This is a genomic window from Tuberibacillus sp. Marseille-P3662 (assembly GCF_900178005.1).
In the GTDB taxonomy this organism is placed as follows: domain Bacteria; phylum Bacillota; class Bacilli; order Bacillales; family Sporolactobacillaceae; genus Marseille-P3662.
Genome location: NZ_FXBS01000004.1, coordinates 288,824 through 302,964, shown reverse-complemented (window position 1 = coordinate 302,964; position 14,141 = coordinate 288,824). Strand labels below are relative to the sequence as shown.

Annotated in this window: 15 protein-coding genes; 13 read left to right on the top strand and 2 right to left on the bottom strand. The window is 43.8% G+C overall.

All coding sequences use genetic code 11. The features are described 5' to 3' along the window. Nucleotides 1–31: 31 nt before the first annotated feature. Together B9Y89_RS05085 and B9Y89_RS05080 are read right to left on the bottom strand one after the other, a co-directional pair. Complete coding sequence (locus tag B9Y89_RS05085) at nucleotides 32–1,117, bottom strand: glycosyltransferase family 4 protein (RefSeq protein ID WP_085522130.1); 1,086 nt, start codon at nucleotides 1,115–1,117, stop codon at nucleotides 32–34. Nucleotides 1,118–1,241: 124 nt separating this feature from the next. Then, nucleotides 1,242–1,889, bottom strand: a complete 648-nt coding sequence (locus B9Y89_RS05080; RefSeq protein WP_085522128.1) for a YigZ family protein — start codon at nucleotides 1,887–1,889, stop codon at nucleotides 1,242–1,244. A 220-nt stretch (nucleotides 1,890–2,109) separates the two neighbouring features. On the opposite strand from B9Y89_RS05080, the gene B9Y89_RS18725 reads away from it, so the two are divergent. The 13 genes from B9Y89_RS18725 to flgL all read left to right on the top strand — a co-directional run bounded on the left by B9Y89_RS18725 (nucleotide 2,110) and on the right by flgL (nucleotide 14,115). Beyond that, nucleotides 2,110–3,273, top strand: coding sequence for a sensor histidine kinase (locus tag B9Y89_RS18725; protein WP_139822724.1), 1,164 nt, complete (start codon nucleotides 2,110–2,112; stop codon nucleotides 3,271–3,273). Then, nucleotides 3,274–3,978 carry a response regulator gene (locus B9Y89_RS18720; RefSeq protein WP_139822723.1) on the top strand — a complete coding sequence of 235 codons (705 nt, stop codon included), beginning with the start codon at nucleotides 3,274–3,276 and terminating at the stop codon, nucleotides 3,976–3,978. It begins immediately after the preceding gene. A 147-nt stretch (nucleotides 3,979–4,125) separates the two neighbouring features. After that, nucleotides 4,126–4,977, top strand: a complete 852-nt coding sequence (locus tag B9Y89_RS05070) for a DegV family protein (RefSeq protein ID WP_085522127.1) — start codon at nucleotides 4,126–4,128, stop codon at nucleotides 4,975–4,977. Nucleotides 4,978–5,008: 31 nt separating this feature from the next. After that, on the top strand, nucleotides 5,009–6,562 hold the full coding sequence (locus B9Y89_RS05065) for an ATP-dependent helicase ComFA (protein WP_176222107.1): 1,554 nt from the start codon (nucleotides 5,009–5,011) through the stop codon (nucleotides 6,560–6,562). Between the two features lie 104 nt (nucleotides 6,563–6,666). After that, on the top strand, nucleotides 6,667–7,386 hold the full coding sequence (locus B9Y89_RS05060) for a ComF family protein (protein ID WP_085522123.1): 720 nt from the start codon (nucleotides 6,667–6,669) through the stop codon (nucleotides 7,384–7,386). Between the two features lie 44 nt (nucleotides 7,387–7,430). Then, nucleotides 7,431–8,390, top strand: coding sequence for a nuclease-related domain-containing protein (locus B9Y89_RS05055; protein ID WP_176222106.1), 960 nt, complete (start codon nucleotides 7,431–7,433; stop codon nucleotides 8,388–8,390). 474 nt (nucleotides 8,391–8,864) lie between these two features. Further along, nucleotides 8,865–9,677: a DNA-formamidopyrimidine glycosylase gene (gene mutM, locus B9Y89_RS05050; RefSeq protein ID WP_085522120.1), complete on the top strand. Its 813-nt coding sequence runs from the start codon at nucleotides 8,865–8,867 to the stop codon at nucleotides 9,675–9,677. A 180-nt stretch (nucleotides 9,678–9,857) separates the two neighbouring features. Further along, a complete protein-coding gene (gene panD / locus B9Y89_RS05045; protein ID WP_085522118.1) occupies nucleotides 9,858–10,262 on the top strand; it encodes an aspartate 1-decarboxylase in 405 nt (134 codons plus the stop codon). Between the two features lie 159 nt (nucleotides 10,263–10,421). Beyond that, the gene (locus B9Y89_RS05040; protein WP_176222105.1) at nucleotides 10,422–10,829 is read left to right on the top strand and encodes a TIGR03826 family flagellar region protein; all 408 of its coding nucleotides are present in this window, start codon (nucleotides 10,422–10,424) and stop codon (nucleotides 10,827–10,829) included. Between the two features lie 87 nt (nucleotides 10,830–10,916). After that, nucleotides 10,917–11,198 (top strand): flagellar biosynthesis anti-sigma factor FlgM, encoded by a 282-nt coding sequence (gene flgM / locus B9Y89_RS05035; RefSeq protein WP_085522115.1) that lies wholly within the window; start codon nucleotides 10,917–10,919, stop codon nucleotides 11,196–11,198. Beyond that, complete coding sequence (locus B9Y89_RS05030; RefSeq protein ID WP_085522113.1) at nucleotides 11,188–11,673, top strand: flagellar protein FlgN; 486 nt, start codon at nucleotides 11,188–11,190, stop codon at nucleotides 11,671–11,673. Before flgM ends, B9Y89_RS05030 begins: the two co-directional genes overlap by 11 nt. A 17-nt stretch (nucleotides 11,674–11,690) precedes the next feature. Next, the gene (flgK, locus tag B9Y89_RS05025) at nucleotides 11,691–13,205 is read left to right on the top strand and encodes a flagellar hook-associated protein FlgK (RefSeq protein ID WP_085522112.1); all 1,515 of its coding nucleotides are present in this window, start codon (nucleotides 11,691–11,693) and stop codon (nucleotides 13,203–13,205) included. Between the two features lie 10 nt (nucleotides 13,206–13,215). Further along, nucleotides 13,216–14,115, top strand: coding sequence for a flagellar hook-associated protein FlgL (gene flgL / locus B9Y89_RS05020; protein ID WP_085522110.1), 900 nt, complete (start codon nucleotides 13,216–13,218; stop codon nucleotides 14,113–14,115). Nucleotides 14,116–14,141: the final 26 nt, after the last annotated feature.

Here is a 14,141-nt window from a genome sequence, read left to right as displayed (position 1 = left end):
TGAGTGGACAAACAAAAAACTCGGAGAAATTTTATTTTCCCCGAGATGATGATTGGTTCAATATTACTTTTTTCACGGTATTGAGAATGGGTTTTCGTCGTTTATTGAGGACATCAATGATTTCCATTGTAAATTGAAACATGATGACGGCTAATACTAAGAATAATAATGATCCCCATAGAACTGAGCGCGAGAATACAATGCCGCTAAATCCGAAGAATGCGCTAATGATATAAATAATCAGCACGGTTGTTTTATGGCTGAACCCAATGTTGAGCAAATGATGGTGTAAATGTGATTTATCGGGTGCCGAAATTTTTTGCTTTTTAATAAGCCTTCGAATAATCGCGAACGATGTATCAAAGATGGGAACCGCAAGAATCATGATAGGAATAATTAACGAAAAAATTGTTATACTTTTAAACATACCCAATATTGATATAACTGATAATGCATAGCCGATAAACAGTGATCCAGTATCACCCATAAAAATCTTGGCTGGGTTGAAGTTAAAAAGTAGAAATCCTAATGTACCGCCTAACAATAGTACGGATAGTCCGATCGGTAATATCTGATTGTTAAGCGCACTCATAATAATAATCGATGTTAAGGCAATTGATGAAACGCCTGTTGCTAAACCATCTAAACCATCAATTAGGTTAATGGCGTTTGTGATCGCAATAATCCAGAAAAGCGTAAAAGGGATAGCAAGCCAACCAAAGTGGATCTCACCAATCATTGGAATTCGGATAAATTCGATTTGAATACCCGAACTGACCACGATTACTGCGGCCATTATTTGTCCTAACAACTTAAGCTTAGGTGAAATAGCGAATTTATCGTCCAAAAATCCTGTTAGCGCAATAATGCCTGCACCAATAAGAAAAGCTGTCATAAATTGAAATTGAGGTTGTAAATAAATATATCCGGCGATGAAGCCAAGAATAATGGCTCCGCCACCCATGTAGGGCATAATATTATCGTGTACTTTTCGGTCATGGTCTGGTTTATCAACGACGTTAAGTTTGAAAGCTAATTGTTTCATCAATGGTGTCGAAAGTATAGTCACACATACCGAAATAAGAAAAGCAAAGGTGTACGAGTTCAATATGTCCATGAATTCACCTTCTCTGTTATCACCTTTATTTTAAGGTTGGTCTTTTGTCATGCGTAATATGCTTCCTTTACGTTCCAATAAACATCAACACTAATGATAATACGAATTCATTTTTTTGTACATACTAATCATAAAATTTATTGCTGTTTAATTCTAGATATTCCTCCCCATTCTGCGTTATTTGACAATTTCCACTACATAAATTCGTCATCCAGGTTGAAAATTCGTCAGTATTATCGACATCAACATATAATTCAATAGTTACTTTATGAGTGTAATGAGTGTCCTTTAACTTATAGTTTCGATTTCTTAATTCGTTTTCGACCGTTCCTAAAAGGGAGTAATCCATGGTCACAGCCATGACATTCATTAATTGCCGCTCAACAATTCCCGCCGCATGAAGGCCTTCCGAAGTCGCCCTTGAATAAGTGCGGATCAAGCCGCCGGCGCCTAGTTTAATTCCGCCGAAGTAGCGCGTGACCACAACGGCCGTGTCACGAAGATCTTTCTTTTTTAGGACCTCAAGCATAGGTACGCCCGCTGTACCACTCGGTTCACCATTATCACTGGCCTTTTGGATATGGTTGTTTTCTCCTATGACATACGCATAGCAGTTATGGGTGGCTTTCCAATGGTCTTTGTTAATGGTTTCGATGAAGTTTTGGGCATCCTCTTCAGACTCTACGCGTTTGACATGAGCAATGAATCGTGATTTTTCGACAATGATTTCATTTTCATTTGGCTGTTTTACTGTATAATAGGAATTAAGCATCGGTCATCCCCCTCTGGATCCTGAAAAAATTTGTCACATCTTCTTTCATCATAAGCGGGTGACCGAGTGTTATCAAATATTTAGACGACATAAACAGTAAAAAAGTTTCGAATGACTTTCCTAGATTTAAATAGTGACTTAGACCTATATACAAATATGGGTAAGAAGGTTCTAGTGCTTCTGGCGAGGATTCGGTAAAGTGAATTTGGGGGTCTATTTTATGTCAACCAAGCAGCAATCAACTACCCTAGATGCCAAACAGCTGGACGCCATTCTAACAAAAATGATGGAGACGGTGAGTGAAAGCCGTGATCAAATATTCGAGATCGGTGAGCAGAGTCGGGCCGATTATGACGGGCTGATGCAGGACTTAGCCGATGTAAAAAGACAAGCCGATGAGACTATTAACATGTACGATCAATTGGAATCGAAAGCACGGTTGGCACGCGGCCGTCTTGCCCAGGTTAGTAAACATTTTCAAAATTACAATGAAGAGGAAATTAGAGAATCTTATGAAAAGGCGAATGAGATTCAGGTCGAAATGTCCACTATTAGAGAAAAAGAGTACCAGTTAAAACAACGAAGAAATGATATTGAGCGCCGGTTGAGAACCTTAAAGGAAACCGTGGAAAAGGCAGAAAAATTAGTGGGACAAGTTAATGTCGTTCAAAATTATTTAAAAGGCGATTTAAAGAAAGTCGGGGAGCTTATTGAGGATGCCAAACAAAAGCAAACATTTGGCTTAAAGATTATCGAAGCCCAAGAAGAAGAACGGAAGCGCTTATCTAGAGAAATCCATGATGGTCCCGCACAGTTATTGGCCCATGTGTTATTAGGGTCGGAAATTGTCGGCCGCGTGCAGAAAGAAGAAGGCCCTGAGGCGGCTACTAAGGAACTGTCCAAATTCAGGGATATGGTCAAAAACGCGCTTCGTGAAGTCCGCAGGATTATTTACGATTTGCGGCCGATGACCTTGGATGACCTCGGACTTGTGCCGACGTTAGAAAAATATCTCACTCGAATCGAAGAGCAATATGCCCCTGTGAACATACAGTTCCGTAATATCGGTGAGGAACGTCGGTTACCGGGGCGAATGGAGGCCGCTCTATTTCGCCTTATTCAAGAAGCTGTGCAAAACGCCTGTAAACATGCTAAAGCGGATATGATTAAAGTCAGTATGGAATGCCGGCAAGATTCGGTCGTTTTACTCGTCAATGATGACGGGGTTGGCTTTGATCCCGACCAAGAACGAGACGATTCATTTGGTTTGATTGGGATGAAAGAACGCGTCGACGTACTTGAAGGACAACTCACAATAAAATCAGAACCAGGCAAGGGGACGCTCGTGATCTTTCAGATTCCGATACTTGAGGAGGAAGAATAGATGAATAATACCCGGGAAACCACAACGAATATTGTATTAATTGATGATCACCGTCTGTTTCGTGAAGGGGTTAGACGGATATTGGAAATGGAGCCAGGGTTTGAAATTGTCGCAGAAGGCGATGACGGTAAAGATGCCGAGGAGATTTTGTGGAAGCATCAGCCTGACGTTGTTTTGATGGATATTAACATGCCTGGTGTTAACGGTGTTGAAGCGACGCGTCGTTTGATCAGCCGTTCACCGAATACAAAAGTCATCATTTTATCCATTCACGATGATGAAAACTATGTGACCCATTCTTTGAAATCGGGGGCATCGGGTTATCTGTTAAAAGAAATGGATGCGGATTCTCTGGTTGAAGCCGTTCATGTTGTCACTGACGGCGGTGCATACATTCATCCTAAAGTCACTCATAATTTGGTGAATGAATTCCGGCGATTGGCGACGTCAGGCTCTAAACGTTCCGGATCCGGTTTTAGAGACGTGGAATATCGGAAACCGTTACATATTTTGACGCGCCGGGAGTGTGAAGTACTGCAACTGATGACCGATGGTAAGAGTAACCGTGCTGTTGGAGAAACATTGTATATTAGTGAGAAAACCGTTAAAAACCACGTCAGCAATATTCTACAAAAAATGAATGTTGAAGACCGGACTCAAGCGGTTGTTGAAGCTATCAAAAATGGTTGGGTGAAAGTTGGCTGACATTTTTCATACTTGAAGAAGGGATAAACTTTCTTCACATAATGCCATTAAGGTTTGGCAATAAGCAGAATTTTCTTAGAAAAATGATGCAACCTTGTCTGTTTTTCGATAAACTAAGGTTAAAACCGAAGATAGCGAGGTGCATTTATGTCAAAAATAGCCCTAGCAACGGACAGCACAGCGTATTTACCGCAGGACTATGCCGGTGAACATGGTATCCACGTTGTCCCGCTGCGTGTCAACTTCGATAATGAGTCCTATAAGGAATTGGATGAGCTCACGCCGGATGCGTTCTTTCAGAAGGTGAGAGAAGGGGGCGATTTGCCGCAAACGTCCCAGCCGCCCATCGGGGAGTTTGTGGAATTATATGAGCAGTTAGCCAAGGACGGATACACTGATGTCATCGTTGTCACGTTATCAGCTAAAATCAGCGGTACCTATGAAGCGGCGACATCCGCCGGTAATATGGTGGAAGGTTTGAATGTGCACACGTTTAACTCTGCAATAGCCTGCCTGCCGCAGGGATTCTATGTTATGGAAGCTCAGCGCATGCTCCAGGAAAGCGCTTCGGTGACGGATATCCTGACCCGTTTGGAAGCCATCCGCGAACGGGGGATGACGGCCTACTTCATGGTCGATGATTTAAATCACTTGCACCGCGGCGGGCGTCTATCGGGGGCGCAAGCAGTTGTCGGCAGTTTACTGCGCATGAAACCGATCATTACGTTCCAAGATGAAGTTATTAAGCCTTACGAAAAGATCCGTACGAGAAAAAAAGCTTTGAACCGGATTAAAGATCTGTTTCGAGATGATGTGGCAACAGCGAGTCACGTGCGCGTGGCTATTATTCAAGCCAATGTTAACGAAGCTGCCGAAGAACTGGCCGATTGGATGCGGACTGAATTTGATCATGTAGAAGTCTATATGAGCTATTTTGGTCCCGTCATCGGTACGCATGTCGGTGAAGGCACCCTTGGGATGGGCTGGTATCATGTCTAGCGGTAGGACCGGTAGGGGGCTTTTGAAGAGGATGGCCCCCTTGTGGCACCGTGCATCCTCAATTATCACCTCACGTTTGCACCGTAATATCATCTTATTTTTAAACAGTCACTTAACACCCTTTTTAACCCCACTTGCAAGATTTTCTACACAAGATCCACAGGCTATGATTGAACCCCATTGGAACCAAAAGCATTTGAATCCCCATTTTTCATACAGTCGACCATTACAAAAACAACTATATGGCAGGCATCTTTTACGCGCGGAACTGGATGTTGATGATGAAGTGCTGGAAGCTCATCTTGATAGTGGTTATGTCAAAATGGCTCCGGGCATCGTGCGTGACTCCGGTCGACCAATTTGTTTGCGGTGTGGGAACACCCAGCCACATCTATTTTCAAGTTATCATTGTTATCGGTGCCAAAAGCAGTGTATCTATTGCCGGCAATGTATCACTATGGGTGTTGTGAAAGCATGCACACCTCTATACACGTGGTCTGGGCCGCCGGTTGATTATGGTGATCAGGACTTTGTTGAAAGGTTTTTACAATGGGGCGGATCTTTAACGAAAGCGCAGCAGCGAGCATCCGATCAATTAGTTAACGCTGTTGCGCGCCGAGAATCCTTCTTAATTTGGGCTGTGTGCGGTGCCGGAAAAACAGAGGTATTGTACCAAGCGCTTGAGTACGGCTTACAGCGTTACGGGCGCCAAGCGATCGTCTCGCCCCGTGTTGATGTGATCATGGAATTATCCCCGCGCTTCCAATCAGTGTTCCCCGATGTTGATTTCATTTCCTTATATGGCGGGAGTCAAGACGAGGATCGATTAACGCCACTGACTTTAGCTACTGTCCATCAACTGTTGCGTTTTTACCAAGCATTTGACGTGATTTATGTTGATGAAGTTGATGCCTATCCCTTTCACAATAACCCATTTCTTAGATTTGCATTGGAAAAGGCACGCAAACCTGATGCGCCGATTGTTTATCTGTCAGCAACCCCTGATCGACAACTCAAGGATTCCTTTCAAAAGGGCCGTGTTGCTGGTACAAAAATTCCGTTACGTTATCATGGTCACCCGTTACCTGTACCCACTTTTCGTTGGCTGGGGAATTGGCAAAGACAATTGCGTGAGCGTCGTCTCGGTCGCTCGTTGCACCGTTGGTTGATGAAAAAGGTGGGTTGTGAGCATCCCATTTTCATGTTTGTCCCAACAATCGCGATGGCGGAAATATTGGCGGTTAGAGTTAGGCAGGTTGTGGATCAACCTGTGGCGTGTGTACATTCGGAAACCCCCGGTCGTCGTGCCATGCTGGAACAGTTTAAGGCGGGTGATATTTCGATACTCGTGACAACGACTATCCTTGAACGCGGGGTTACGGTATCCCGGGCTGATGTCGCGGTGTTCGGTGCTGACGATACACGTTTCGATGAGAAAGCGCTCGTGCAAATGGCGGGTCGCGCTGGCCGTGATCACCGTTATCCAGATGGTGAGGTTGTGTTCTTTCACTATGGCATCACCAATCACATGGTCAAAGCGAAAAATCATATTCAAATGATGAACCGGGAAGGTGGACAGGGGTGAGGGTTTGTGTGGGGACATCGTTTATTTTGCGAGGGATCTGATCGCTCACTTGTGTCGTGGGATCGCACTCACTTTGAAATCTGGAGAAAGGGGGTTTGTTTAGTATGAGCCATTGTCTTTGGTGTGGGGACTTTGTTACATCGAACTTAACGTGGTCAAATGTATTCCGTTTGGATGTCGACCACGGTTTCTGTGAATGGTGTGAGCGGCAGTTAGAACCTTTAGACGCTGCTCAATCCTTGTGTCGCCAGTGTGGTCGGGATTTATCACAGTTACCGGAAACGTTTCATGAAAAAGGGGTATGTCAGGATTGTTTACGTTGGGAAGCGAGTGACTGGAAGGGAGTGCTTGACAATAATCGCTCGCTCTATCATTATAATGAGTTTTTACGAGACGTGATGGCTCGTTACAAATTTCGAGGCGATGCCTTATTATCCGAAGCGTTCCGGACACCATTCCGGCGGGCCTTCAGGCGATACTTTAAGAACTTTTGTGTGGTGCCGATTCCTTTAAGCAAAGAGCGCATGTTTGAACGGTGCTTCAATCAATCGGAACGCTTGGCGGCATTAACCGGTGGAACAGTGGTTTCTGCTTTGGAGCGCCCGTTACATACAGAAAAACAAAGCAAGCGAACCCGGAGTGAGCGACTTGCCATCCAGCGTCCATTCCAATTGGTAGACAAGGCGACATCTGGGGTTATCGGAAAACATATTTTACTCGTCGACGACATTTATACGACGGGGACGACACTCCGGCAAGCGGCAGCGGCAGTGCGCGAGGCGCAACCCAATAAGGTATGCGCGTTGACTTTAGCGCGCGGATAGTCGGTAGAACTAGGGTGAAAAATTCTATAAAGGAAGTGGTCTGTTTGATTGTAAAAGAACGAACGGAACCCATCCGTATAAAATTGCTAGAGGCGTTAATAAGAAGATTGCCGGAAAACCATGCTAAGCAACGGAGTCTTAAAGAGGACTTAACTAAAAGAAAAGCGGGTTACGGTGGTGAACTGGAGTTAGACTATCATTTGCGGCTTTTACCTTATAGTTGGAAGATTTTCAATGATCTAAGGCTTACTTATCATAATCGTGCTTTCCAAATTGATGCGTTAATTTTGACTCCGAATTTTGCCGTTATTGTGGAAGCGAAAAATCTTGCTGGCAACCTGACCTACGATCCCACTTTTAATCAGTTAATCCAAAATCATAATGGAAAAGTCAGGCGAATTTCCGATCCCTTTGCACAAGTTATCCGCCAACGAAATCTATTAATCAAATGGTTAGAGTATCATAATGTCTATTCACTACCATTTGAATATCTGGTGGTGAATACCAATCCACGTACAATCCTTGAAGCTGATTCGAACAACCAGCATATAGCAAAACATTTTCTTCATGTTGAAAATGTCCCTATTTCAGTAAAAAATGTCACTTCAGTCTATAAAGATCCAATTATTAATGCTCGGGAATCACACCAACTCAGTACACTACTTGTGAATGCGTACCAACCCGCTTCCATCAATATTTTGGAAGAATACGGTGTTTCTAAGAATGAATTGTTACAAGGGGTTCATTGTCCGAAGTGTGAGGCGATACCCATCAAACGAAAAAACAGGAAATGGTATTGTCAAAAGTGTCAGAGTACCTCCAAAGATGCCCACGAACAAGCCATTCACGACTACTTTTATCTAGTTAAATCCACCATAACCAATGGCGAATGCCGAGATTTTCTGCAGTTATCATCACGTCATGTTGCTAAACGTCTTCTTAATTCAATGTATTTATTGACCCGATGTCCTCACCATTCATGGAAGTATTGTCTTAAGAAATGAACCTATCATTCATTCTGCTCAGTCTCAGCCAATCACTTCAAGAAAAAGAACCGCTCAATTTTCAGATGTTTTCGCTCACTTCAAGGAAAGAGCGCTCAATTTCCAGATGTTTTCGCTCACTTCAAGGAAAGAGCGCTCAATTTCCAGATGTTTTCGCTCACTTCAAGGAGGGAGCGCTCAATTTTCAGATGTTTTCGCTCACTTCAAGGAAAGAGCGCTCAATTTCCAGATGTTTTCGCTCACTTCAAGGAAAGAGCGCTCAATTTCCAGATGTTTTCGCTCACTTCAAGGAAAGAGCGCTCAATTTTCAGATGTTTTCGCTCACTTCAAGGAGGGAGCGCTCAATTTTCAGATGTTTTCGCTCATTTCAAGAAAGAACCGCTCAATTTTAGTTGTCCAATCCACCCAAACCATACATCATTTTCTTCATCCGGTAAAAGCTAATCACAACACTATATAGACAGGTGATATACAATGCCGGAATTACCGGAAATGGAAAATTACAAAAACCAACTCCAAAGCCACCTTATTGGAAAAGAGATAACCGAGGTCACGGTCAATCGATCCAAATCCATCAACGTTGCCAAAGAGACCTTTCAGCAGCAAGTCCACAATCGAAAAATTTTAGATGTTGAGCGCCGCGCCAAGTACCTACTTTTTCATCTCGATTCTGGAAAACAACTTTTATTACATCTTATGCTTGGTGGGAAAATGTATCTTGGGAGTCAAAATGACAGTCCCGACCGGACCAAACAAGTGGTGTTGTCGTTTGGCTCGGTTGATTTGTTTTTTATTGGATTGCGGTTAGGTTATTTACATTTGCTGTCACCTGAACAGGTTGAACAGGAAATGGGTGATTTGGGCCCTGATCCATTATCACCGGAATTGACGCTGGATAACTTCCGCCAGCGTCTCGAAACGAAACGCAGTATGTTAAAATCAGCGCTCGTCGATCAGTCGTGGATCTCGGGCATCGGCAATCGCTACTCGGACGAAATCTGTTTTGCTGCGGCATTATCGCCTGAGAAAAAGGTGAATGAACTGGATCAAGAAGAGGTGAGTCGTCTTCACATCGCAATCCAAGACGTTTTAGCAGAAGCGACACATCTAGGCGGTTACATGGATATGCCCTTTTATAAAGGGGATAACACAACAGGCGGCTATCTTCCGTATTTTAAAGTCCATGGTCGAGAAGAAGAGCCGTGTCCGCGTTGTGGAACACCGGTTGTTGTAGAAGAAGTGGCTTCTCATAAGACCTATTATTGCCCCAACTGCCAAAAAGAGTGAGTGGCACAGTGTACCTAATATTAAACAAACGTTTGATTAAACCTATACCTTAGAACTGCCCCTCTTGCTAAAACATATAACCTCCACGCAGGGGTGATTTTTTCGAGAATGACATTTGCAACAGCAAGCATTTCAAAGTATGATAAAGATAGATTATGAGACTGGGGAGAGATCACATACATGCAACGTTTGATGTGTAAGGGAAAGATTCACCGGGCTACAGTGACTGAAGCGGATCTTGACTATATTGGCAGTGTGACGATTGATGAGACGCTAATGAAAGAAACCAATATTCACCCATATGAGATGGTGCAAATTACTAATTTGAAAAATGCAGCGAGATGGAAAACTTACGCCATACCAGGTGAGCAAGGTTCCGGAACCATCTGTCTTAACGGACCACCGGCGCATCTATTTTCAAAAGGTGATCTTGTCATTATCTTGAGCATGGGACAGTTTGACGAGTCGGAAATTAGTGAATTGCGCCCTCGTGTTGCCTTCGTTGATGAAAATAATCAGATTACGAATGTCGAGGAGCACCGTCTCGATAACTGGAATCAAGATCAAGTCGAATCAACATCATAAAGTCATGACAAGTGAGGCTTTGATCTAGTGGGATCAAGGCTTTTTTTTTCGCTAAAAGGTGAATGTGTTGCTGGTTAATGTTTTATTACAGCGGGGGTCAGACACCACCTTTAATCACAGCATTTTATGCCGATATATATATTAGAGGAAGGTGATACAATGGCTGAATTGAGTAATTGCATTTATTGCGGACAGGTCTTTGTCAAAGAGTCATCATCGGTTTGCCGGAATTGTCAAAAGGATATCGACCGTCAATTTCATACGGTTTATGATTATATAAAGACGAAAGCGCACCGCCAAGCAACAGTTCAAGAAGTCCATGAAGCGACTCAAGTTGAAACATGGCTGATCTATAAATGGATTGAAGACAGACGACTTGACACCAAGTCATTTCCAAATATGGGTTATCCCTGTCATTCTTGTGGACAGCCCATTCAGCGCGGTAAACTTTGTGATAAGTGTCTTAAGCATATGCAACGAGATTTGGAGCGTGCCGAATCATCCCATCACGTTCAAGATGATCCCCGTGCATCCCAGTATTTGACCTATCATACTGAAGATCATTAAATGTGACTATTTTCTTATTAAACAATTCCGGCGTGCAGCCGATATAAATAATAGAATGAACAGACTCGGTCTTTGCGAGGTGTAACCATGAAAATCAACGGTTCTTCATATATGAAACAATTGCAAATGTATCAAAATCATGCCCAAAAGTCGCAACAGGCGTCAAAGCCTGTGTCCAAGCAGGATCAAGTTGAAATCTCATCGACTGCGAAAGATATGATGCAGACGAACCGTATTGAAAGCGAACGACAAGAAAAAGTTGAGCAACTCAGGAAGCAAGTCGCTGATGGCAAGTACGACATGAATTATAATGAAACAGCAAAAAAGCTAGTCAATTACTGGCGAGGAGCTATGAACCATGATGAATGATTTGGTGTCTACCTTAGATGATTTGCTTCAAGCGCACGAACGATTACTAGCTTTGGCGCAAAAAAAGAGTGACACCATTAAAGAGGGTGACTTTGCGACCTTGGATCAAGTCATGAATCAAGAACAATCGATGATTCAAGCTATCACGCAACTCGAAGAACGTCGACTGAACATGACAGAGACTTTTTTTCGAGAAAAAGGGGTTCACAATGACGGGACGTTGACCATGCTGATTGCTCATGCTCCTGAAGTCACCGGACGCAGGTTGCAAGATACCCAGCTTCAACTGGCTAATGTCCTGTATGAACTTCAAGCGGTCAATCAATTCAATCAAGAACTGTTATCCCAGTCATTGGAATGGGTTCACCTTAATATGAATCTCGCACAGCCGAAGACAGAACCGACGAACTACGAACCACCATCTAAACAAAAATTAAACACACCCGCGACATCACGATTTGATTCCCGGGCTTAGGAAAGGAGGCAGCCCCGATGCGCAGCACATTTGCCAGTCTAGAAACGGCCAGGCGCGCCCTGTCTGCCCAGCAAGCAGCAATTCGCACCACCGGCCATAACATTTCCAATGCTAATACGGATGGATATTCACGTCAGCGCGTGAATATGGAAGCGACACGAGCTTACCCAACACCTGGGATGTCACAATCAATGTCAGCAGGTCAACTCGGCACAGGTGTTGAAGCCGGTTCTGTTCAACGCATCCGTGAATATTTTGTTGATAGTCAAGTTCGCGAGCAAACCACTAAAGCTGGTTACTACAATGCGAAAAGCGAAGCGCTTAGCAAAATGGAACAAATTATGAATGAACCGACGGAAGAGGGAATGTCCAAGGTCATAGATGACTTTTGGTCGTCCTTGCAAGACTTGGCACAAAATCCGGCTAACTCTGGAGCCCGGTCAGTTGTTTTAGAAAAAGGGAAGGCTGTCGCCAATACCTTTAATTACATGTCATCCTCGCTTGAACAAGTTCAAACCGATTTGAAACAAGAAATGGATGTGACGGTCAACAGTGTTAACTCCTTGGCGACACAAATTAATGATATTAACAAACAAATTGCCCAAGTTGAACCGCACGGATTGGTCGCCAATGATTTATATGACAAACGCGATGGACTCGTAGACAAACTATCCGAACTTACGAATGTCAAAGTTGAACGAATTGAAAGCGGCGGGCAGGCATCATCGGCCGCTGCCGGCAAATATACAGTGAATCTTATTGATGAAGGCGGTACGGAGCATACCCTCGTTGATGGAGAAAACCTCACGGCGAATCAACTCAAGATCAGCTATGGTGAAAGCGGTGAATCACCGCAGCTCAGTATATCGGGTGAATCGGACCAGCAAGGACTTTCGCTTGGAGAAGGCGGCGGAAAGCTACAGGGACTCATCACGAGTTATGACACCGATTATAAAAGCATGTTGGGCCGGCTTGATCATCTAGCTGAAGGTTTGGCGAGCGAGTTTAATGCCGTCCACAGGGAGGGTGTTGATCTAAATGGAGAATCTGGGAATAACTTTTTTATTTCAGTTCCTGAAGATTCTGGAGACGGTCACTATGCCCAGCAAATGAAGGTAAAGGATAATCTAGGGGTTAAAGATATTGCAGCAGCAGCTGATGAAGAAAATGTTGATGGCAATAGTGACACCGTTCAAGGCGACAACGCAAATGCATACAATTTAGCGGATGTTTTGACGACGAAAATGGATATTAATGATGAAGCGGGTCAAGACCAGACCGTTAAGGAATATTATCAAAGCATGATTGGCGACATGGGTGTTAAGGCACAGTCGGCTAATCGAATGAAAGAGAATACGGCGACCTTAAAAAGTCAAGCCGAACAACGGCGAATGTCAATCAGCGGTGTTTCCGTTGATGAAGAGATGACGAATTTGATCAAATATCAACATGCCTACAGTGCGGCGGCACGAATGGTGACCACTGTGAATCAAATGTTAGACACCGTCGTTAATCGCATGGGCAGGGGATAGGTGAAATGTTATGCGCGTGACACAAGGGATGATGTCGCAGGACATTCTTAGACAAATCCGCAATAGCAACCAGCAGATGTCAAGATATCAACAACAGCTCGCCACAGGTAAAAAAATCACACGTCCATCCCAGGACCCGGTTGTAGCTACTATGGGGATCGGATACCGTACGAATGTTGCTCATGTTGAGCAATACGAACGCAACATGAACGAAGTGCAAAAATGGACGGACAGTACCGGATCAGCATTAGATCAGGTGAATAGTGTGCTGCAGCGTGTTCGGGAGTTAACCGTTCAAGCGAGCAATGATACATATGATGAGAGTCAACGTGAGCATATTGCCGGAGAAGTCGAGCAATTGCGTGATGAGTTAGTGAACATATCGGAAACAAAAGTAGCTGGCAAATATATTTTTAATGGTGAAAGCACCCAAGAGCCTCCGTTAAGCAAGAATGAAGATGGGGACTATCAAATTAATTTAGCTGAAGATCATAAGCAAGTGAAGATCGCGGTTAATGATGGGGTGAAAATTCAAGTTAACACACCCCCTGGCGATGTTTTTGATCCAGCCATGTTTAAGGACTTGAACAATCTGATCGGCAAGTTGAAAGGTGATTCAAATACCGAGGATTCGGCATCGTTCGATGATTTCATCGGGACGATTGACTCACATATTGACCGCGTGCTTGGCACCCAGGCTGAACTGGGGGCTAAGCAAAACAGAGTGGATATGGTTAAACAGCGGCTTGGTAAACAAAAGGAAATGGCTACAGAAATAATGTCAAACAATGAAGATGCTAATTTTGAAAAAACATTGATTGAGTTAAAGCAGCAGGAAAGTGTCCATAGGGCCGCTTTGTCTGTGGGATCTCGCATGATTCAACCGACGCTCGTTGACTTTCTAAAATAAGGTTGTTCCAGAGTGGAACGGCCTTT